Raw genomic sequence first — 20,250 nt, forward strand, 5'->3', positions numbered from 1 at the left:
ACACAGCTGTTTAGCATGCATTCCTTACGATAATTATTTTGGGGAAGATCGCTTACACGCGGTCTTTTTTGTTGTCTAGACTCAGGGCGCCCAGCGCTTTTCGTAAGATGCTTCCAGTTGTGAAAACAGGACGAGGGGAAGCGGAAAATGATGATATGTACAGTTCAACAAATAAGCAAAATGCTCGGTGGGAATATGATTTTTGAGAATCTTTCTTTGGACATTAAAACAGGTGATAAATTAGGTGTTGTCGGACGGAACGGTAGTGGGAAAACAACGTTATTTAAGTTGATTTCGGGAGCGGAGCAACCTGACAGTGGGGCAATTCATTTTAAAAAGGGTACAAAGATAGGCTATTTAGCGCAAATCCCTTTATATGAAAAAGAAACGACCGGTTATGATGTGCTCAACAGTGCATTTGTAGAACTAAAAGAAATGCAGGCAAAAATGTCGGAGTTAGAAGCAGAGCTAGCCAATGCCGGAAACACGGACATGGATAAGTTGCTTCGGGTATACGGAGATTTACAGGAGGAATTCGCCAATCGTGAGGGCTATGCCGTAGACTCGGAAATTGAGAAAGTCATCAATGGATTGCAACTGAAATCATTCGTCGGACGTTCTTTTGGGCAATTGAGCGGTGGCGAACAGACGAAGATAATGCTAGGGAAGCTATTATTGACGAAACCTGATTTGCTGTTATTGGATGAACCGACGAATCATTTGGACTTATTTGCAGTTGAATGGCTGGAAGCATATTTAACGGATTACTCAGGAACAGTTGTCATCATTTCGCATGACCGTTACTTTTTGGATTGTGTTGTAAAGAAGGTTGCGGATCTTGAAGAAGGGGATATTCATCTTTATTACGGGAATTATTCCGCCTTTATTCTAGAAAAAGAAGAGCGTCTTATGAGGGAGTTTCAGGATTACGAAGAGCAACAAAAGAAGATTAAAAAAATGAAAGAGGCCATTAAACGGCTCCACCAATGGGCGAATGAAGCCAATCCTCCAAATCCAGGACTCCACCGGCAAGCGCGCAATATGGAACGGGCGCTAGAGCGGATGGAAAAAGTAAGGAAGCCACTTATCGATCCGAAGAAAATGACTTTGTCGTTTGAAGCTGCGCCACGCAGTGGTAAGGAAGTCGTTGTAATGGAAGGAATCACGAAATCATTTGGGCAGCAGGAGCTATTGAAGGGTGCGGACTTCCATGTGTATTGGAAGGATCGGACAGCGATTGTCGGTCGGAATGGATGCGGAAAATCAACCGTACTGAAAATTATTTTAGGCGAGCTTCCGATTGATGCTGGATTGAGTAAAGTAGGAAGTAACGTGAAGATTGGGTTCTTGTCACAGCATTTTAAAATCAAGGACCCGAAGGCGCGTCTGATAGACGTCTTTCGTGATGAAGTAAATGTTGCTGAAGGGGAAGCTCGACATATATTAGCGAAGTTTATGTTTTACGGTCCAGATGTATTTATGCGAATTGGAGACCTAAGTGGCGGAGAGCGGATGCGGCTCCGTTTGGCACAACTGATGTACCAGGATGTTAATTTCTTAGTGCTTGATGAGCCAACAAATCATTTGGATATTGAGTCACGTGAAGTGCTTGAAGAGGCGCTGGAAGACTTTACGGGCACGATCGTCGCCGTTTCACATGACCGTTATTTCTTGAATAAACTATTCTCCCGTACTGCATGGTTGGAAGACGGACTCATGACGACATTTGACGGACCATATAATTGGGCACGTGAGAAGTGGCAGGAGCTTCAAATCCGCATCGTAGTTGAAGTGCCCGAACCTATCGCAGTAAAAAAGCCGAAGATAGAAAAAGCGGAAAAAAAGATAGCTATAAACACAGAACTAGAAATAGCGAGACTTGAACAAATAATCGCCGCTCTGGAAAAAGAAGCGGAAGATGAAATGGATTGGGTGAAGTATGAATCATTCATAGCGGAAGTTACCGTGATGAAACAAGAGCTAGAGTCTATCTATGAAATGTGGATGAGTGAAGTGGAATAGGGAACTAAGTACACAGTCTGAGAGGGAGTAATCCTTTCTTAGACTTTTTTATCCGGAAGAAAAACCTTGCATAATACGAGTAGCCGGAGTAATATAGTGACTAGATGACCGAAAGCGTTTCGTGGTCAATCGGATGATCCATTCAAAGTGAGGTGGAGAAATGGACCGCAGGCAGGAAATTTTGGAGGCAGCTGAAAAATCATTTTCGTTGTTCGGATATAAAGCAACAACGATGGACCAGGTCGCGAAAATTGCGAATGTGGGCAAAGGAACAATCTATACGTTTTTCGCCAATAAAGAAGAACTGTTTAATGCCATTGTGTTAAAAATGATTAACGAAATGCGGGCGGAGGCGGATGCTGTTTCTGTTGAAGGTGCGCCATTCGAACAAAATGCGCATGCCAGGCTGATGCAAATGCTCAAATTCCGTGGAACGCATCAATTGTATGCTAAGTTAATTGATGAAGAAAAAGAACTGCGTACACCTGCTGTAGGTGAAGTGCTACAGGCAATTGAAAAAGAAATCATTTTTTATGTAAAAGAGAAGATAGAAAAGGGAATTGCCAAAGGTGAAGTATTTCCCTGTGATACAGAACTTGTCGCATATATATTATTTAAGGCATATCTCGCACTTGTCTCAGACTGGGGTAAAACCCACGATGAAGAGCTATCGGAAGAGCGTATCGCTGCGTTGTTAAAGGGGACCATTTTTAAAAGTCTCTTAATTTGAGGCTTCATTTTTTATTCTGAATTGACCGTTTGAGTGAATTGGTCAACCAGTATTGGAGGAAATAGATAGATGAAGAATACAATGACATGGGCAGAGTGGAAACTGCTCTTACGTTCAAAAAAATTAATCGTTCCACTGATTGCTATATTGTTTATACCTGTCCTTTATGCAGGTATGTTTTTATGGGCGTTTTGGAATCCATATGCCAATATGAGTGATTTGCCTGTTGCAATCGTCGACCTTGATAATGGAGCGGAAATGGACGGCAAGCAGTTGGCACTCGGAAAGGAACTGACCGATAAATTAATTGACAGTAAGCAGTTTGATTTTAAGAAAGTATCAAAATCAGATGCAGAAAAAGGGCTTGAAAATGAAGATTATTACGTAGTAATTGAAATACCGGAAAACTTCTCCGAACACGCAACTACACTTTTGGATGATGAACCGGAAAAATTAACAATTGTTTATAAGCCAAATGAAGGATTCAACTTCCTTTCTGCTCAAATCGGAGAAACAGCGATGGACCGAATTCGTGCAGAAGTGAATGAGCAAGTTGCTTCAACGTACGCGGAAAAGCTCTTTGATTCCATTACGGAAATGGGCGATGGATTCGGTGAAGCGGCGGACGGCGCAGGTGAATTACATGACGGTGCCGCAAAACTATCATCTGGCGCAGATGAATTGAAAGGGTATCTTGAAACGTTGGCAAGCAGCACGATTACACTTGCGGATGGTTCACAAAAACTTGCGCAAGGAGCGAACGATGCAGCTAAAGGTGCCAATGAGTTGAATAAAGGACTCGGTACTTTATCGCAAGGTTCAAAAGATCTTCTTGCAGGCGCAGAAAAGGCTTCAGCAGGCGCTGGAGGACTTAAGGATGGAATTACTGGCTATACAGAAGGCGTCGGTCAATTGGCCGCAAGTTACGGTCAAATGGGTCAGAAAGAACAAGAATTTAACTCAGCTGTTAGTACATTGAAGGAGAAATCTGGGCAATTGAATGGTGCGGCAGGTCAGCTTACTGGGGCGGCTGCAAATCTCACTGCTGGAATTGAGGGATTATCTACACAGCTTGGTCCAGTTCTTGACGGGCTTTCAGAGGAACAGCAAACGGCAATCAAAGAAACACTTGGCCAATTGAAACAAGGAAGTGCTACACTTTCGGGTGGGATGAAAGAGTTGTCTGCTGGTACAGTTTCAATGGCAGCAGGTACCACCGATTTGAATGGTGCTGCCGATCAACTTTCCGGAGCACATAGCCAGGGACTTGCTGGGTTGGAGAAGTTGAATGGGTCTTCCGCACAACTTCTTGAAGGGGCAAACGCCCTTGCGTCAGGCAACGATACACTTGAAGCTGGATTGAAACAATTTTCACAAGGCGTCGTGGCTGCGGAGAAAGGGTCATCTGATCTTGCATCAGGCCTCACATCATTAACTGAAGGAACAGGGACACTGAAATCAGGAACAGAAACACTTGCATTTAAATCGCAAGAACTTGCCGAAGGATCAGCGACACTGTCTGACGGTATGGTTGAACTTGATGAAGGAACACTCACACTGCAAGAAAAACTTGCAGAAGCAAATAAAACTGCCAGCGAAGTGAATCCGACAGACAAAACATATGGAATGGTCGGAGCACCTGTCGATGTAGAGAAGGAAGGCATTAACCATGTACCAAACTATGGTACCGGTTTTGCTCCATACTTCCTATCACTCGGACTGTTTGTCGGTGCACTGCTTCTTTCCATCGTCTTCCCGCTAGTCGAACCTGCTATTAAGCCAACGGGGGCATTCGGATGGTTCGCAAGTAAAGTTTCTGTGTTGGCCATCGTCGGTCTTTTGCAGGCACTTATCGCAGCAGGGGTTGTTAAGTTTGCACTCGGAATGGAAACAGTGAATACACCGTTGTTCGTCTTGACCGCGATCATTACGAGCTACACATTCATTGCACTTGTACAAATGTGTGTGTCCATACTTTCAGATGCGGGACGTTTTGTAGCAATCCTTGTCCTGATTTTGCAATTGACGACGAGTGCAGGGACATTCCCGCTCGAATTAATACCGGCACCACTGCAAATTTTCAACACATTATTGCCGATGACGTATTCCGTCCAAGCATTCAAAGCCGCCATCTCAACAGGCAATATGTCGTTCCTTTGGATGAACAACGGTATTCTAATCGGATTCATGGTCGCGTTCCTTGCGATTACATTCGGATACTTTGCACTTCTTTACAAAAAGAGGCATTCGAAAGAAACAGTGGAAGCATAAGTGAAAAAACCCCTCTAGGGCGGAAGAGATTCCGTGCTAGAGGGGTTTTTTTATTGAAGTAGGGCAGATAGTCGTGAAGTCATGGCAATTGGTGAACTAGTCATGGCGCACGCAGCTTGTCATGGCAATGTTCGAGTTATTCATGGCCCGGGCGTTGGAAGTCATGGCAATGTTCGAGTTATTCATGGCTCGAGCGCTGGAAGTCATGGCAATTGGTGAACTTAGTCATGGCGCGCAGAAAATATCCATTTACGATCCTACAAAATCGCCACCATCCACATGTATCGTCTGGCCGGTCATATAACTAGAATCACTTGAAGCCAGAAACACATAGGCTGGTGCATTTTCAGCAGGTTGGCCGCGACGTTTAACAGGTGTGTTTGCCCCATGTTCTTTGACTTTTTTCGCGTCAAACGTTGCTGGGATGAGTGGTGTCCAAATTGGACCAGGCGCAACGGCGTTGACACGTATCCCTTTTTCGCCCAAGTTCAGTGCGAGTGACCGTGTAAAGGAAGTAATCGCTCCTTTTGTCGCGGAGTAATCGAGCAATTCTTTAGCCCCGTTATACGCTGTAATGGATGATGTATTGACGATAGTATCACCGTTTGTCATATGATTTATAGCCGCCTTCGTCATATAAAATAAGCCGAAGAAATTCGTATCGAACGTTTCCCGAAGCTGGTCTGCTGAAATCAACGAGATATCTTTTTGTGGAAACTGTTTACCAGCATTGTTGACAAGAATATTCAAACCACCGAATTCATTAATAACCTTATCCACCAATTGCTCGCAATGTTCTTCCTCGCTGATATCGATTCGGATTTTCAGCGCTTTTCCACCATAACCTTTAATGAGTTCCACTGTTTTATCCGCGTCGATATCCTCCTGTTCACTTAAATATGCAATCGCCACATTCGCGCCTTCTTTTGCGAAGGCGACCGCTACTGCCCGACCGATCCCGCTATCACCACCTGTAATCAAAGCGCATTTTCCTTTCAATTTTCCTGAACCTACATAATTTTCATCATCATAAATCGGTGCAGGATCCATTTCCGCCTCCACACCGGGTTGATGAGCTTGAGTCTGCCCTGAAACCTGTTTATCAATTTTTTCATATTTATCTTTTGGCAAAATAACTCCTCCCATACAAATGGTCTTAATAAGAAGTGATTCCCTATAGTCTAATAAAATAAACGAAAAACGCTAAGATAGCCCGAAATGAGAGGGATCTTAGCGTTTCGTTTGAAATTATAGAAGTCCAATCCATTTCCAATACGTAGCACTAAACAGCAGGATGAGTAAATACCCGATAACTGTTAGCGCTATACCGGATTTCAAGAAATCCTTTACCGTAAATGAACCAGTTCCGTAAGCGAGCATGTTTTGCGGTGCGCTGACCGGAAGAAGGAAACCAAAACTGATAACGAATTGTTGGATCAAGACGAATCCGACGCTGTTGGCATCCAAGGAAATCGTCGTTGTAAGCGCGATGAAAATCGGGATTAGCGCCGATGATAAGCTCGTCGCACTGGCGAATCCGAGGTGAATGAGAATGTTGAATAATGACAGCAAGGCAATCGTTGCAAGAAGCGGCATATTTTCAAGTCCCATTGCACCGAAGACCCTATTGGATAGCCATTGAGCGCCTCCTGTATCCAAGAGGACGGTACCAAGCGCAATCCCTACTGCAAAAACGATGATTGTTCCCCAGGGAATAAGTTTCTCAACCGTTTTCCAGTCGAATACTCCGATTTTGGGAGAGAGAAGAATCGCAATTGCCACGAGTGTCACAGTCGTCGTATCAAATGGGTGGAGTACTTCTTCTGTTGACCAGAAGAATAGCAGTGTAAGTGCGACAAAAATTAATCTTTTTTCTGTCGATTTCATCGGGCCAAGTTCTTTCAGTTGACCTTGGATCAATTCCTTCCCGCCTTCGACAACTTGTGTTTCTGGCTTAATCAATTTAATCATTATGAAATACAATGCAATAGACATAAGGATTGACCAAGGAGCTGCATACAAGAACCAAGCTCCCCAAGAGACGGATACACCCATTTCCTTTTCGATGAAACCGAGCGCAACCATATTTTGTGCGGCACCAGTTTTAATCCCGATATTCCAGATGGAGACCGACTGGACTGCAGTGATGACAAGAAGTGCACCAAGACGACTATTATGAGGTAGTCCGAACGCTGCAACCATTCCGAGAAGAATCGGAACAACTGCGCCCGCACGTGCTGTTGCACTTGGAACGAAGAATGCAAGTACAATGGATACGATTATGGCACCGAAAACGATAGCCCCCGTTTTAACCCCAACTTTTGACAGGATATAGAGAGCCAACCGTTTGTGGAGATTTGTCGCTTGCATCGCTGCGGCCAAAAATAGGGCGGCAGCAACAAGTGCAACCGCGGAGTTAGAAAATCCACCAAGGGCTAACTTAAGGGCTGCTTTTGTGCCGAGTATCTCATCGGGATTCGCCATATCGGGTGCAAGGCCGAGTGTCACGGCAATAAGGCCAATAATCATTGCCGAACTTACCGGATAAGCCACCGCTTCCGTCATCCAAAGAATGACGGCAAATGCCAAAATAGCAAGTGCACGTTGCCCCATTACAGGCAAGTCACCGGAATTAGGAAGAAGCATGATGATAATCATGACTGTGAATGCAAGGGCAATCCAATATGGTTTTAAATTTCGTTTTGGCTTAGTAATATTTTCTATACTTTCCAAATGTAATCGACCCTTTCTTATATAAATATAGCTACACATTTACATTACCCAACAAACGATGGCATTGAAACTAATAGGCTTGATAGTCTAAAGCAATTCGATGGAATTTGTGAAATTAAGCTGTAAAACGTAATTACGTGAGTTTGAAAATCATTAAAAAAGGGGTTTTTTCATTTTTTACTTGCATTACTAAATATCTCTGTGTAATATATGAATCGTAATCATTACGATTTGAGGTGAGGGGCAGTCCATTATGAATGAAATAAAAAAGATTCCAGTCACGGTGTTGAGCGGCTATCTTGGAGCGGGTAAGACAACCGTTTTAAATCATCTACTTGCGAATCGCGAAGGCCTACGAATTGCGGTCATCGTCAATGATATGAGTGAAATAAATATCGATTCGGCTTTAATTAAGAACAATGGGTTTTCACGTACGGAAGAAAAGCTTGTGGAGCTATCGAATGGCTGTATATGCTGCACATTACGTGAAGATTTAATGATAGAAGTGGAAAAACTCGCGGCTGAAGGCGATATCGACTATATCGTCATTGAATCGACGGGTATTTCTGAACCAATTCCCATTGCACAAACGTTCACGTACATTGATGAAGAAATCGGAATCGACTTATCCAAAGTGTGCAGACTCGATAGTATGGTAACGGTTGTGGATGCGTTCCGTTTCTGGAAGGACTATGAAAGCGGGGAAACTTTGCTCGAACGTAAGCAAACCGATGATGAAAATGATCATCGTGATATAGCAGACCTATTAGTCAATCAACTTGAATTTGCTAATCTATTACTAGTAAATAAATTGGATCTTATTGATGAAGATTATAAAGAGCCATTTTTTGCGTTCCTTAAGAAGATAAATCCAGACGCAGAGATCATACAGATTGAATTCGGCCGTGTGGATCCTGCGAAGATTTTGAACCGCCAGTTGTTTGACTTCGACAAGTCGAGTCAAGGGGCGGGGTGGATAAAGGAATTAAACGAGGAGCATGTACCGGAAACTGATGAATACGGCATAACATCTTTTGTGTATAGGAGGAGACGTCCATTCCATCCGGTGAGATGGCATCAATGGCTAACCGGTTTTCCACAAGAGATTGTTCGCTCAAAAGGTTTTTTCTGGTTGGCGACGCGGCCGGAAATGGCAGGATTATTATCGCAGGCTGGTTCTTCAATTATATTCCAGGGGGCAGGGCAGTGGATTGCAGCACTTCCAAAAGCGCAGCAAAAGCTAGTTTTCGCGGACGACCCGGAATTGCTGAAACGTTGGGATGACAAGCACGGTGATCGTCAAACGGAGCTCGTATTCATCGGACTTGATATGGACAGAGAAGAGATTGAGGAGGATCTAGATGGTTGTTTGTTAACAGATGAAGAAATGGCGATAGATTGGTCTGGATTTGCAGATCCGCTGCCGAAGTTCGTGGCGGCTGAATAGGGAGAATGATTGGTTCGTGGGGTAATGATCGGTCCACAAGTTTTTAACGCCACCCAACCAGCTTTTACTACTAAACAAACAAGGGCTATGCCGTAAGTCGTAAATTACCGACTTACGGCATAGCCCTTTTTAATTATTTTAGAAGAAAAACAATCCGATACTAATGATGATACCGCTTAGAAAGAGAACAAATAAACAATATCCCATAATATCCTTCGCGCGAAGTCCAGCGATTGCGAGTGCAGGAAGTGCCCAAAACGGCTGGATCATATTTGTCCATGCATCACCCCAAGCGATGGCCATTGCTGTTTTCGAATAGCTGACGCCAAGTGTTTGTGCTGCATCCAGCATGATAGGAGCTTGCACAGCCCATTGTCCTCCGCCCGATGGTACGAAGAAGTTTACAATTCCCGCTGCGTAAAACGTGAAGAGTGGGAATGTATGCTCATTCGAAATACTGACGAACGATTCGGAAATGACACCCGCAAGACCAGAGGCAACCATCATTCCCATAATTCCCGCATAGAATGGGAATTGGATAATGATACCGCCCGCCGTCTTCACAGCATTCGTAACCGCTGCAAGGAATCGTTTCGGTGTCCCGTGGAAAATGATTCCGAGCGTGAAGAATATCAAGTTGACGATATTCAAATTCAAATCGAAGCCTTTTAAAACAAAATGCTGAATCAGGTAGACGAGACCGAGCGCACCAATCAGCATGGAAAGCGTAACACTGTTTTCAAGCTTGCTTGCTGGTGTGCGATCTGTATCTTTATCAATTTCAATAGGTTCTTCCAACAGCTTCGGATCTACAGTAACCGTATCTTCCGGTTTCGGCATCATGAAGCGGTTCAAAATCGGAACGGAGATAATAAGTGCGACAACAATAATTATGTTATAGCTTGAAAAAATCGTTTCTGACGTCGGAACAACACCCATGATGCCTGCGAATGGGTGATCTGCTGTCGCAATTGAAAGTGGAATCGATCCACCAAGTCCACCGTGCCAAATGATGAAACCTGAGTAAGCGCTTGCAATTAAGAGTCGATAGTCGACCGTTGTTACTTTACGTGCAATCTCTTTCGCAAAAAGTGCACCGATAACGAGACCGAATCCCCAATTAATCCAACAAGCAATCAGTGATACAACTGAAACTAGAAGAATTGCAGAACCAGGTGATTTCGCGAAACCTGCCAGAGTACTTAATAGTTACTTGAATACTGGACTGCTTGCTAACACATGCCCCGCAACAAGAACAATAACCATTTGCATTGTAAATGCGAGAAGCCCCCAGAAACCATCTCCCCAATACGTAACCATGTCGAGAGGTCCGGAATCAGTTAATCCGAGGCCTAGCAAGAATACGACCAACGTCAGAATTGCGACGAAGATATATGGATCCGGTAAATACCGCTCCATTAGTGTATTCGACCACCTTGTTAATACTTTCACAAAACATCCCCCTCTTCTCTTGTCCTTCCTAAGCTTATACTATGCTAGCCATTCAATCGATATGTTTTTAGCATAGTTTCATAATAAAACAACGACTACTAAAAATTTTCAGATTAGTGAAACGAAATCATCCTAACAGAGTCTAATGGTGTAACAAACCAAAAGGGAAGGGTTGGTCAAATTGAAAAAAAAGGTAAGTTGGCTTTTTATTACGGCATTTATTACAGTAGTTGCAATTTCTATCGCGTTTTTCATCGACAAAGTGACTGTTACGGCATCCAATAGTGCACTTTTGGACCAGGGATGGCACGCAAACTTCTCCACACCGTTGAAAAAGGACGCATTGGGATCGAATGATTTATATATAGCTGATCGAAATGGAAAGCAGGTAACAGCCGACGTTACGCTTGGAAATGCTGGTAATACACTATATGTAAAAGGCCTCGTACCGGGGTCGTATACACTTCACGTCAAGAAAAATGCATTTAAAGGCAGGGTCTTAAAATCGCTACCAATGGATAAAGTCAAATTTACTGTCCACGAAACCATCGAATCCGTCGCGTCTGCAAAAGAGTTGAAAGCCTATTTCGAACGAGCGAATAAAATGCAACAATCAGATCAAACGGTAACAATGGAAATGGAAGATGCAACTTCGTCGAATAGCGCTAAATCAGAATCTGCTAAAAGTAGTGGTTCAGATCATTCGACAACCAACAATCAAGTCGAAGGAGTCGATGAAGCCGATAGCGTAAAGACAGACGGTAACTATATATATTCTGTAATGGGCAATAACAAAGTCACCATTACCGATATCCGCGACCCGAAGAAAATCCAGAAGACTTCGGAAATTAAAATGGAAGAAGAATTTTATCCATCTCAATTGTTCCTACACGGCGACACGCTAATTGTCCTTGGTGAGAAATATGAACCTTACAACAACGAAGAGAGTACTAGTGAGGCGAGGACCAGTAGACCAATGAACGGAATGACTACGGTTCGTATGTATACTGTTAAGAATCCGAAAACGCCTAAACTTATTCGAGAAATCGGAGCTGAAGGCTATTTAAACGGTGCACGGAAAACAGGAAATATGCTGTACTTTGTAACGAATGTACAGCCGAACTTCTGGATAATGAATGAAATCGATGGAGACACGCTTCGTCCCCATGTATATGATTCCATAGAAGGCCCTGATTCCGAACTGATTGACTACAAGGATATCTCAATTCTACCAGGTGCGATGGAACCAACGTACTCCGTCATTTCAGCCATTGACCTTTCATCACCAGCAGAGGGTAAGGTTGTGACGAAAGGCTATCTAGGTGCCAGTGAGCAACTCTATATGTCTGAAAAAAATCTGTATTTGGCGGCGACAATTTACGAAACGAACACCTCTATATCCAATAAAATGAGTTGGAATCCCGGCACTGCAAACAGTGAATTATTTAAGTTTACATTGAACAAGACAAACGTCACATTTCAAAATTCAGCCACACTAAAAGGGCATTTACTCAACCAGTTTTCAATGGATGAACACAATGGTTATTTCCGAGTCGTCACGACAGAGGGAAATATGTGGGATGATAAAAAACCATCTAAAAACCATCTCTTCATTTTGGATGAAAACCTTAATACCACAGGATCGGTTGAAGGTCTTGCGAAAGGAGAACGCATCTACTCTGCACGTTTCATAGGGGATAAGGCCTATATGGTGACGTTCAGGGAAACGGATCCACTGTTTGTTATCGACGTGGCTGATCCGACTGCCCCGAAAGTGCTTGGCGAGCTGAAAATTCCAGGTTTCAGCAACTACTTGCATCCGCTTGATGAAAACCATCTCATTGGCTTTGGTTATGAAACAGTTGCCGAGAAAAATCCGCAAGGGGGAGAACCGCTCATCTTGACGATGGGCATGAAGGTTTCCTTATTCGACGTAACTGATTTCAATAATCCAAAAGAGACGGACACCGAAATCATTGGCGGTCGTGGAACATACTCGCCGGTTCAATATGATCACAAAGCATTGTTCCAGCATAAAGAACGAAACTTATACGGTTTCCCAGTATCGGTTTACGATGAAATAGGGAAAGATCATAACATCGACTTTCAAAGCTCTGGTGCGCTTGTCTATGAAATTACTCCAGAACACGGTATCGTGCTAAAGGGCGATTTACTGAAAGCGAAAAGCCGCGGAGAGCAGTACGGGGATTGGGAAAGAGAAATACAGCGCATGCTTTATAGCAAAGACATCTTGTACACAGTTTCAATGAAGGAAATCAAAAATTACTCACTTGATACGTATGCGCCAATTGGTAACTTACAAATTGACTGAATAGGATTCTAAGATGAAAGATTCGGACTCGCGCTGGGTCTTTTTCTTGTGCAGAAAGGGTATCAACTCACTTTGTTCATTGTTATTTGCCTTCAGCTTCGATAAGATTATTTAATAGAGAGGAATTGGGTTTTATTGCTCTATATAAATGTGATAAATGTATACCTATATAAACTCATATAGAGAGACATCGCACTTTATTTCACCTGAGTTAGGAGGACGACATATGCCAATAGTGGACAAAGAGACAGCAATCGATTGCTGTCTGCTCGCGGGACGTCTCATGATGGAAGCTGGAGCAGAGACGTACCGGGTAGAAGATACAATGGCGCGAATGGCTGAAACGCAGCAACTGTCAGCTACTCATAGTTTCGTTACGCCGACAGGTATTATTTTTTCGCCAGGCAGTCCGCATCATACGAAGCTGATTCGGATAAAGGATCGGACGACGGATCTTGAAAAGGTTGCACTCGTTAATGACGTTTCACGTAAGCTATCTACAAATGAATATACACTTGAAGAAGCGTACTCTAAGCTCCAAGAAATCGAAAAAACGAATGTCATGTTCCCTCTTTGGCTACAGATTATTGCTGCAGCTGTCGCGAGTGGGTGCTTTCTAATCTTGTACAGCGGTCTTTGGATGGATGTACCCGCTGCTATCTTCGCGGGAGGTGTCGGATACGTCATAGTGACAAAAATTCATGAGTTGACGAGGGTAAAGTTTTTTGCGGAATTCGTTGGCTCATTGTTTATTGGGCTTATCGGGTTTACTGCAGTTCAGACCGGACTAGGGCTGGAACTCGATAAAATTATCATTGGATCGGTCATGCCACTCGTTCCAGGCCTACTCATTACGAATGCAGTGCGCGATCTGATGGCCGGTCATTTTATGTCGGGATTGTCAAAAGGGGCGGAAGCATTTCTGACGGCATTTGCAATCGGAGCTGGCGTGGCACTAGTTTTATCTTTCTAAATGGAAAAGGGGTTTGAGTTTTGACGTGGATTGTACAAGCGATTCTTAGTTTCCTTGCGGCGACAGGTTTTGGAATTATATTTAATGCCCCACGTAGAATGTTGTTTTATTGCGGTTTTGTAGGGATGACGGGTTGGCTCGTTTATAGCTTGTTTAATGGAATATCGAGCGATCCCGTGCAAGCGTCATTCCTAGGTGCATTCATGGTTGCGCTCGTTGCTCATATTTTCGCCAAACGTTTTCGTACACCAATGATCATATTCAGTGTCGCTGGAATCATTCCGCTCGTGCCGGGGGGGATGGCTTATAATGCGATGAGGCATATTGTTGAACAAGATTATTTAACGGCAATTTCATTTGCATCGGGTGCTTTCATGGTATCGGGTGCGATTGCGATGGGGCTTGTTTTTGCAGAAGTGATTATACAGCTCGTCTTTAGGTCCGGTATCGGAAGGAAGAGGGGGAAAAAGCTTTGAGAAAAGCGTGGGTGGCCTAGACAGATAAAAAAAGGGAGTGTCCTCCCTATGAAAGATACTCCGTTTCGTTAATTAACATTATTAAATTAGATGGTGTCGGATGTTACCGGTATGCCAATATAATAACCTTGTACGGCATCTGCACCCATTTTTTCGAGAAGCTTGTACTGCTCCTTTGTTTCAACACCTTCTGCTACGATATATAATCCCATCGATTTGCAAAAACGTATCATTCCTTCAACAAGTTGCTGCGTTTTTGGATGTGTCGTTAAGGAATCGATAAATACCTTGTCGATTTTTACTTTTGTAATAGGTAGATGCTGCATATACCGGAATGATGCATATCCGGTACCGAAATCATCTAGTGCGAATTCGATTCCCGCGTCTTGAAGTTCTTTCATCTGAAGAATGATTGAACTTTCTTCTTCAGCTTGGAAAGCAAATTTCTCGGTTATTTCGAACTGGATGCAACTTGCGGGGCATTTCGTCTTATTAAGGATGTCTATAACTTTGTTTTTCATTTGTGAATTACTGAACTCCCGAACGGAAGTGTTTACTGAAATATCTATATGACGGCCTTGTTCGTTCCACTGTGCGGCAACGGTTGCGGCTTCTTCAAGTACGAAAGCTCCAATATTATGGATGAGACCGTTCTCTTCTGCGATTGGGATAAGCTCGTCAGGCGTAATAGTACCAAGTTCTTCATCATCCCATCGAATGAGCGCTTCGTAAAGTGTCACTTCACCAGATGCAAGATCGAATTGTGGTTGGTAGACTACTTTTAAACTCTGATGGTTTAGGGCGGATAACATTTTTTGGTCGATAATTGCTCGCCTATTAAGCACTTTATGTGAAGCGGCTGAGAGAGAAGAAATCTTACCGCCCCCATTATTGCTAACATCTTTTGTAGCGGCCAATGCGGCTTTCATAAGGTGGTTATAGGTTTTCTGGTCTTCAGGATAGCGGACGACGCCACCGCTAATAGATAACGGAATGGCACTATTGTTGATATAGATCGGTTGCTGTTCAAGGAATAGTAGAAAGCCTTGCACATACCAATCACCGAAGGCGGTAAGAACGATAAATTCATTTGCACCGACCCTGGCTATTAGATTATCTTGGAAATATCGCTTAAGCCGATTTGAAAATGAGTTAATAAGTTCAATCTTTGATTCGGATGAATGAAGATCTTTCAATGTATAATAGTGATCAATAGTTATGAGGACAAATGAGAAACTTTTTGCCTCTTCAATAATTTCTGTCACGGTCGTTTCAAGTTTGTAGCGGCTCATTAGTCCAGTCTCGTAGTCAATGAATGCAATTTGTTGTAGCTGGTCCCGTAACTGCACGTCTTCAGTGATATCCAATTCAAGGAAAGTAACGGAAAACGGTTTTTCATGTGACGGCATGTTGGGAATGGCAATCATATTCACAAAATACGGTTCACCCAAACGCGTTATTTTTTCAACCTTGCCGAACCACTTTCTCCCAGCCATTATGCTTTTCCAAATGTCATGTGCCTGAATTTGACCTTCAACAGTTTCTGGAAGCATTTGCCACAAAGTTACTCCCAGCACCCGCCTAGGTGTCCATTTACTGGTTTCCAAAAAGTTTTTGTTTGCATAAATAATCGAACCTTCACTATCTGTTCGGGTTACCATATAAAACTGTTCGAGACTTTTCATTATGTCCGGCAGTTCTGGCACGAATTGTCCATAATCTGGCTTCATATAAATGTCCCCCTTCCGGATATGTATGATATTACTATTATAAAGAAGTTCTCGTGTCTGTACATCATGAAAGTGATAAATCATTAATTTAGTATCTGTATTTGTAGATAAATAGTGGAATTAGGGGGATAGACATGGATAGATTAAAGGGTATTGCTTTGATTGTTTCGGGTGCAATGCTTTGGGGGACCACGGGTCCGATGATGGAATGGATTTTGCTACATAGTGATATGTCGGTTTCCTTCATGCTGACAGTTCGCCTCCTGCTAGCGGGTTCGTTTCTGCTTGCTATGCTGAAGATACAGGGGAAACCCATCACTCTTCCTTGGCGGCAAAAAGTATGGGCACGTCAACTCCTTCTTTTTGGAGTATTTGGCATGCTCGGGGTCCAATTCACGTTTGCTGCGTCTATTAATACGAGTAATGCAGTCATTGCGACATTGTTCCAGTTTCTTGCACCGATTTTCATCATCATATTTGTAACGGCAGCGCAAAAGACTTGGCCGCCGGTTGTACAAGTACTCGGAATGATTGTAACACTGGTGGGATTAGTCCTCCTTTTGACAAACGGCTCGTTTTCCGGCTTTGCTCTGAGCAAAGTTGCGGTTTTATGGGGAATTGCACTTGGTTTTGCATTCTCGTTTTACACATTATACCCGGTTCGGCTGATGCAAGAATGGGGAGTTCTGCTATCAATTGGCTGGGGAATGATTATCGGGGGAATGACGCTTTTCATTTCGAATCCATTGACTGTTGTTACCCACTTATACTATTTAGCAGATTGGACCATTGCGGGCATGCTCCTACTCGTCACTGTAGTAGGGACGGTTGCCTTTATCTTGTTCATGAGCAGCATGAAATACATATCACCAGTGGAAGTGAGCATATTATCAAGCTTTGAACCGCTGACAGCAATGGTTGTTTCCGTTATTTGGTTCGGTCAGGTACTTGGTATGTGGCAATTGACAGGGGCCATAATCATGCTTATCGGGGTGACTTGGCTGTCGATTGCGGGGAGCAAGGCGAGAACATAGAATAGTAGAAGGACCGGTCCCATTGGGGAATTCCGGTCCTTTTGTTAAAAGATTAGAAAGTATAATTTTTTCTACATAGATCGGTGTCTAGACTACAGACACCAACCCCTGGAAGCCTTGTTGAAAAGGCATAGTGCGCCTTTATCCTCATGACTTCCAGGGATTTTCTTATTCATTGATGTAGTTGATGTAAAGACGTTCGTCTGCGGTGATGATTAAATCTTTTGGGACTAGTAGATGTACAGCAATCTGGCGCTCTGAAGTGTGGTGAGAATTATTCCTTTGTCGGGATGTACGTGTGAACTGTCTTAACAGATAAGCTTCCTGATAAGTGGTATAGGTTATTTCGGTAAGGGGTGGTTCTAGGAACGTGATCGAGTAGGCGGTCCATTCTGGTATTTCGTAGTTAAGTTGATCAGAGAAATCGTACTCGCCGAGCAGAAGATGAGGCTTAATGATTGTTTCTTCAATCAATCCATCATTTTCACTTTTACGTTCTACAATAATTGTTGAATTAATATCATTGCCTTGCGCATTCATTCGGAGTGTTTTTCCAATGGTCTGCGTTTTTTTACTGAGAATAGTGGAAGAATCGATTGACCCGATATCCCCGTTTTGTATAGCAGTCGTAAGGCGATTAAGATGTTCATTTGATTCCGCTTTCGGTTGACTGTTTAAAGAAGTGGTATCAACTAGTTCTACTGCAACCGTTGCAATGATTAAAAGGGCTGCATATGTTGCCAAAAACACATACGTCCATTTTTTATTTATCTGACGTGTCGATTTTTTTCTTCCTTGTAAGAAGTACCACATAATTAAAGCGATAAAGATGAGAGATATAAGACCAGACATTATTTTCTCACCTCCGTTTTAGTTGTAACCCCGATGGAAATGGCGAAAAGTATGCTAATTGTTACAATTATTTTTAGTAAGAAAAGGAGTAACGATGTTTCGGTACCAAAGAAAGCAACACTGTTTGCAATCAGGTCTTGGCCCCTCATATTTAACTGGAGTAGTGGAATTACAAAGATTGCTGCAATGAGAAGTGGGAGAACGAATTTGCTGCGCTGGATGAATGAACCCACTACATAACCCATGCTTGCAAACAGGGCGGTGTATAGAACCGAAGTCGAGGTCATGATGAAAAAGTCGGCTGGAGAGCTGAACAGTCCTGATGTTTCCGCGAATAAGGGATCACTTTGGAATGAAGAGATAAGTTTAATGATTGAACCTGCAAGGGTTGCTAGGGTACCGGCGATGACAGACGCAAATAGTAAAAACAGAAAGCTGGATATGTTGTGGCTAAGCCGATTTGATACGAAAGAAAAAGCGTCGTTACGATAAGCTAGCGTTGTGACAAGGATGCCCATTGAAAATGCCCAAAGAAGCGTGAAGATAACGGGCACATCTCCAGTTAGAAAACTATAGTTTACCGTTAGCGTACCTCCACTACTGGATCCACCACTGCTGGTTCCAAAACCTAAAATAATTCCAATCAGCTGCATAACAAGAAGTGAGTTAAAGACACCTGTATATGCCTTCAATTTATGAAGAAATTGTTTTTTTACGACATCAGTTAACAAGGGTTCCGTTAAATACATGATCGATACCTCCTTTTGTCCCGGTTGTCAGTGCAACATATGCATCGTCCGCTGAGACAGGAACTAGTTGGATGCCTTGTGTGTGTAACTGTTTTATTTCATCGGGAGTGAAATTGTTTTTGACGAGTATTTCACTGAAAGAACCATTTATCTGGCTGCTGAAAATTTCTATATCCGCAATGAAGGTACTAATTAGCTCGTTTTTCCCAATTAAGCTGACAAACATCTCTTGTAAATCCGTTACAGGACCGTGAAAAAGGGCGGTTTTATTGTGGATTAAGAGAATATTCTCGAGCAAGTCTTCTATTTCTTCAAGGTGATGGCTAGATAGTAAAATGGTCCGTGGATGAGCAATATAATCTTTTAGTAGCGCACGGTAAAAGTCTTTCCGTACGACGGTATCCATACCTGTGGTCGGTTCGTCGAAAATCGTCAGCGGACAATGGGAGGCAAGACCGATAATGGCATTGAATGTGCTTTTTTTCCCTTTAGAAAGATCTATCTGGCGCGCATCCGAATGAAAACTGAAGTAATCGAACAATCGTTGTGCAAGTGGAGCATCCCAGTTCGGATAGAAACGATCCGCCTCTTTCAAAATGTCTTTCAACGTCAGTTTGTCAGAAAAACTCATTGTGTCGTCAACAAGGATGGAGTTTGCAGACACTTTCAAACTGTTGAAAGGTTTGTCTGAAAAAACACGGATGTCTCCGGACGTGGCTTGAATATGTCCTGCAATGATTTTCATTACTGTGGATTTGCCGACCCCATTACGTCCAATGATTCCTGTAAGAACACCGTGTCGAATGCTGAAAGTCATCTTATTCAACACAATACGTTTACCATATGTTTTTGTCACATCGTTAAATTCAATCACCGTCATGTTTATTCCCCCTTTTTCTGCGCGCGCTCTGCTTCAATCATTGCTAGCAAATGTGAAGCATCAACACCTAGTAGCGCAGCTTCGTTGAGCAGTTCCTGAATTAGTCGCCGAAGAGTATCTTCTTTACGTTTGGCAAGTAGCTTGGCGCGGGCATTCAGCGCGACAAACATTCCTAGACCGCGTCGCTTGTAGATGACTTCCGCTTCGAGCAATAACGTAAGCCCTTTGCCGGCCGTTGCTGGATTAATAGTGAAGAGTTCCGCAAGTTGGTTTTGTGAATAGACTTTTTCATCGGGTGAAAGGGTGCCGTCAATTATTTCTGTTTCGATCCATTCCGCAAGTTGGACGTAAATTGGTTTCGAGCCGTCCAGGTTAAGCACCGGTGTCACCTCCTAATAGTTAGTGCATTACTGTTGTAATGTACTATACGGTAATTGGGAATGAAATACAACTGATAATCGGGGATTTCGAAGTTTTGATTAGAGGGAAGGGGTAGGTTGCTTAGATTTACGCAGAACTCAGAAGTTGCAGTTATAATCCAACGCATGCGCCTTATAGAGCTAGCCGAA

The 20,250-nt window shown here is 43.1% G+C and carries 15 protein-coding genes and 1 pseudogene; 8 read left to right on the forward strand and 8 right to left on the reverse strand.

The features are described from left to right. The first annotated feature begins 150 nt into the window (after positions 1-150). The 3 genes from abc-f to I2484_RS05755 all read left to right on the forward strand — a co-directional run bounded on the left by abc-f (position 151) and on the right by I2484_RS05755 (position 5,023). On the forward strand, positions 151-2,022 hold the full coding sequence (gene abc-f / locus I2484_RS05745; protein ID WP_481886380.1) for a ribosomal protection-like ABC-F family protein: 1,872 nt from the start codon (positions 151-153) through the stop codon (positions 2,020-2,022). A gap of 160 nt (positions 2,023-2,182) precedes the next feature. Further along, positions 2,183-2,752, forward strand: coding sequence for a TetR/AcrR family transcriptional regulator (locus tag I2484_RS05750; RefSeq protein ID WP_207150075.1), 570 nt, complete (start codon positions 2,183-2,185; stop codon positions 2,750-2,752). 69 nt (positions 2,753-2,821) lie between these two features. Continuing rightward, the gene (locus tag I2484_RS05755; RefSeq protein ID WP_255551124.1) at positions 2,822-5,023 is read left to right on the forward strand and encodes a YhgE/Pip domain-containing protein; all 2,202 of its coding nucleotides are present in this window, start codon (positions 2,822-2,824) and stop codon (positions 5,021-5,023) included. A gap of 249 nt (positions 5,024-5,272) precedes the next feature. Here the strand turns inward: I2484_RS05755 and I2484_RS05760 are convergent, their stop codons facing one another. Both I2484_RS05760 and I2484_RS05765 read right to left on the reverse strand, forming a co-directional pair. Next, positions 5,273-6,154, reverse strand: coding sequence for an SDR family oxidoreductase (locus I2484_RS05760; RefSeq protein ID WP_207150076.1), 882 nt, complete (start codon positions 6,152-6,154; stop codon positions 5,273-5,275). A 117-nt stretch (positions 6,155-6,271) separates the two neighbouring features. Further along, positions 6,272-7,795, reverse strand: coding sequence for a DASS family sodium-coupled anion symporter (locus I2484_RS05765; RefSeq protein ID WP_207150077.1), 1,524 nt, complete (start codon positions 7,793-7,795; stop codon positions 6,272-6,274). A 214-nt stretch (positions 7,796-8,009) separates the two neighbouring features. Here I2484_RS05765 and I2484_RS05770 point away from each other — a divergent pair, with 214 nt between their 5' ends. Then, positions 8,010-9,203 carry a GTP-binding protein gene (locus I2484_RS05770; RefSeq protein ID WP_218627928.1) on the forward strand — a complete coding sequence of 398 codons (1,194 nt, stop codon included), beginning with the start codon at positions 8,010-8,012 and terminating at the stop codon, positions 9,201-9,203. A 138-nt stretch (positions 9,204-9,341) separates the two neighbouring features. On the opposite strand, the pseudogene I2484_RS05775 reads toward I2484_RS05770, so the two are convergent. After that, a pseudogene (locus I2484_RS05775) lies at positions 9,342-10,655 on the reverse strand (short-chain fatty acid transporter). Positions 10,656-10,836: 181 nt separating this feature from the next. Between I2484_RS05775 and I2484_RS05780 the strand changes: the two are divergent. The 3 genes from I2484_RS05780 (at position 10,837) to I2484_RS05790 (ending at position 14,436) form a co-directional block, all read left to right on the forward strand. Next, positions 10,837-12,987 (forward strand): beta-propeller domain-containing protein, encoded by a 2,151-nt coding sequence (locus tag I2484_RS05780; RefSeq protein ID WP_207150078.1) that lies wholly within the window; start codon positions 10,837-10,839, stop codon positions 12,985-12,987. Positions 12,988-13,213: 226 nt separating this feature from the next. After that, positions 13,214-13,960: a threonine/serine exporter family protein gene (locus I2484_RS05785; RefSeq protein WP_207150079.1), complete on the forward strand. Its 747-nt coding sequence runs from the start codon at positions 13,214-13,216 to the stop codon at positions 13,958-13,960. Between the two features lie 20 nt (positions 13,961-13,980). Then, complete coding sequence (locus tag I2484_RS05790) at positions 13,981-14,436, forward strand: threonine/serine exporter family protein (protein ID WP_207150080.1); 456 nt, start codon at positions 13,981-13,983, stop codon at positions 14,434-14,436. Between the two features lie 86 nt (positions 14,437-14,522). Here I2484_RS05790 and I2484_RS05795 read toward each other — a convergent pair whose 3' ends face one another. Continuing rightward, complete coding sequence (locus I2484_RS05795; protein ID WP_207150081.1) at positions 14,523-16,166, reverse strand: sensor domain-containing protein; 1,644 nt, start codon at positions 16,164-16,166, stop codon at positions 14,523-14,525. A 134-nt stretch (positions 16,167-16,300) separates the two neighbouring features. On the opposite strand from I2484_RS05795, the gene I2484_RS05800 reads away from it, so the two are divergent. Then, positions 16,301-17,200 carry a DMT family transporter gene (locus tag I2484_RS05800; RefSeq protein ID WP_207150082.1) on the forward strand — a complete coding sequence of 300 codons (900 nt, stop codon included), beginning with the start codon at positions 16,301-16,303 and terminating at the stop codon, positions 17,198-17,200. Positions 17,201-17,368: 168 nt separating this feature from the next. Here I2484_RS05800 and I2484_RS05805 read toward each other — a convergent pair whose 3' ends face one another. The 4 genes from I2484_RS05805 to I2484_RS05820 are packed head-to-tail and all read right to left on the reverse strand — an operon-like array spanning position 17,369 to position 20,061. After that, positions 17,369-18,052, reverse strand: a complete 684-nt coding sequence (locus tag I2484_RS05805) for a hypothetical protein (protein ID WP_207150083.1) — start codon at positions 18,050-18,052, stop codon at positions 17,369-17,371. Next, positions 18,052-18,801, reverse strand: coding sequence for a hypothetical protein (locus I2484_RS05810; RefSeq protein ID WP_207150084.1), 750 nt, complete (start codon positions 18,799-18,801; stop codon positions 18,052-18,054). The genes I2484_RS05805 and I2484_RS05810 overlap by 1 nt, the downstream gene beginning before the upstream one ends. Further along, positions 18,773-19,681, reverse strand: coding sequence for an ATP-binding cassette domain-containing protein (locus I2484_RS05815; protein ID WP_207150085.1), 909 nt, complete (start codon positions 19,679-19,681; stop codon positions 18,773-18,775). Before I2484_RS05815 ends, I2484_RS05810 begins: the two co-directional genes overlap by 29 nt. Positions 19,682-19,683: 2 nt before the next feature. Then, positions 19,684-20,061 (reverse strand): GntR family transcriptional regulator, encoded by a 378-nt coding sequence (locus tag I2484_RS05820; RefSeq protein WP_207150086.1) that lies wholly within the window; start codon positions 20,059-20,061, stop codon positions 19,684-19,686. Between the last annotated feature and the right edge of the window lie 189 nt (positions 20,062-20,250).

The organism is Sporosarcina sp. E16_8 (assembly GCF_017347095.1).
Lineage (GTDB): Bacteria > Bacillota > Bacilli > Bacillales_A > Planococcaceae > Sporosarcina.

Coding starts and splice junctions, on each gene's coding strand:
- I2484_RS05765 (WP_207150077.1), bottom strand. CDS start 7,795: ATGTGTAGCTATATTTATATAAGAAAGGGTCGATTACATTTGGAAAGT.
- I2484_RS05815 (WP_207150085.1), bottom strand. CDS start 19,681: ATGACGGTGATTGAATTTAACGATGTGACAAAAACATATGGTAAACGT.
- I2484_RS05785 (WP_207150079.1), top strand. CDS start 13,214: ATGCCAATAGTGGACAAAGAGACAGCAATCGATTGCTGTCTGCTCGCG.
- I2484_RS05795 (WP_207150081.1), bottom strand. CDS start 16,166: ATGAAGCCAGATTATGGACAATTCGTGCCAGAACTGCCGGACATAATG.
- I2484_RS05800 (WP_207150082.1), top strand. CDS start 16,301: ATGGATAGATTAAAGGGTATTGCTTTGATTGTTTCGGGTGCAATGCTT.
- abc-f (WP_481886380.1), top strand. CDS start 151: ATGATATGTACAGTTCAACAAATAAGCAAAATGCTCGGTGGGAATATG.
- I2484_RS05805 (WP_207150083.1), bottom strand. CDS start 18,052: ATGTCTGGTCTTATATCTCTCATCTTTATCGCTTTAATTATGTGGTAC.
- I2484_RS05810 (WP_207150084.1), bottom strand. CDS start 18,801: ATGTATTTAACGGAACCCTTGTTAACTGATGTCGTAAAAAAACAATTT.
- I2484_RS05750 (WP_207150075.1), top strand. CDS start 2,183: ATGGACCGCAGGCAGGAAATTTTGGAGGCAGCTGAAAAATCATTTTCG.
- I2484_RS05770 (WP_218627928.1), top strand. CDS start 8,010: ATGAATGAAATAAAAAAGATTCCAGTCACGGTGTTGAGCGGCTATCTT.
- I2484_RS05755 (WP_255551124.1), top strand. CDS start 2,822: ATGAAGAATACAATGACATGGGCAGAGTGGAAACTGCTCTTACGTTCA.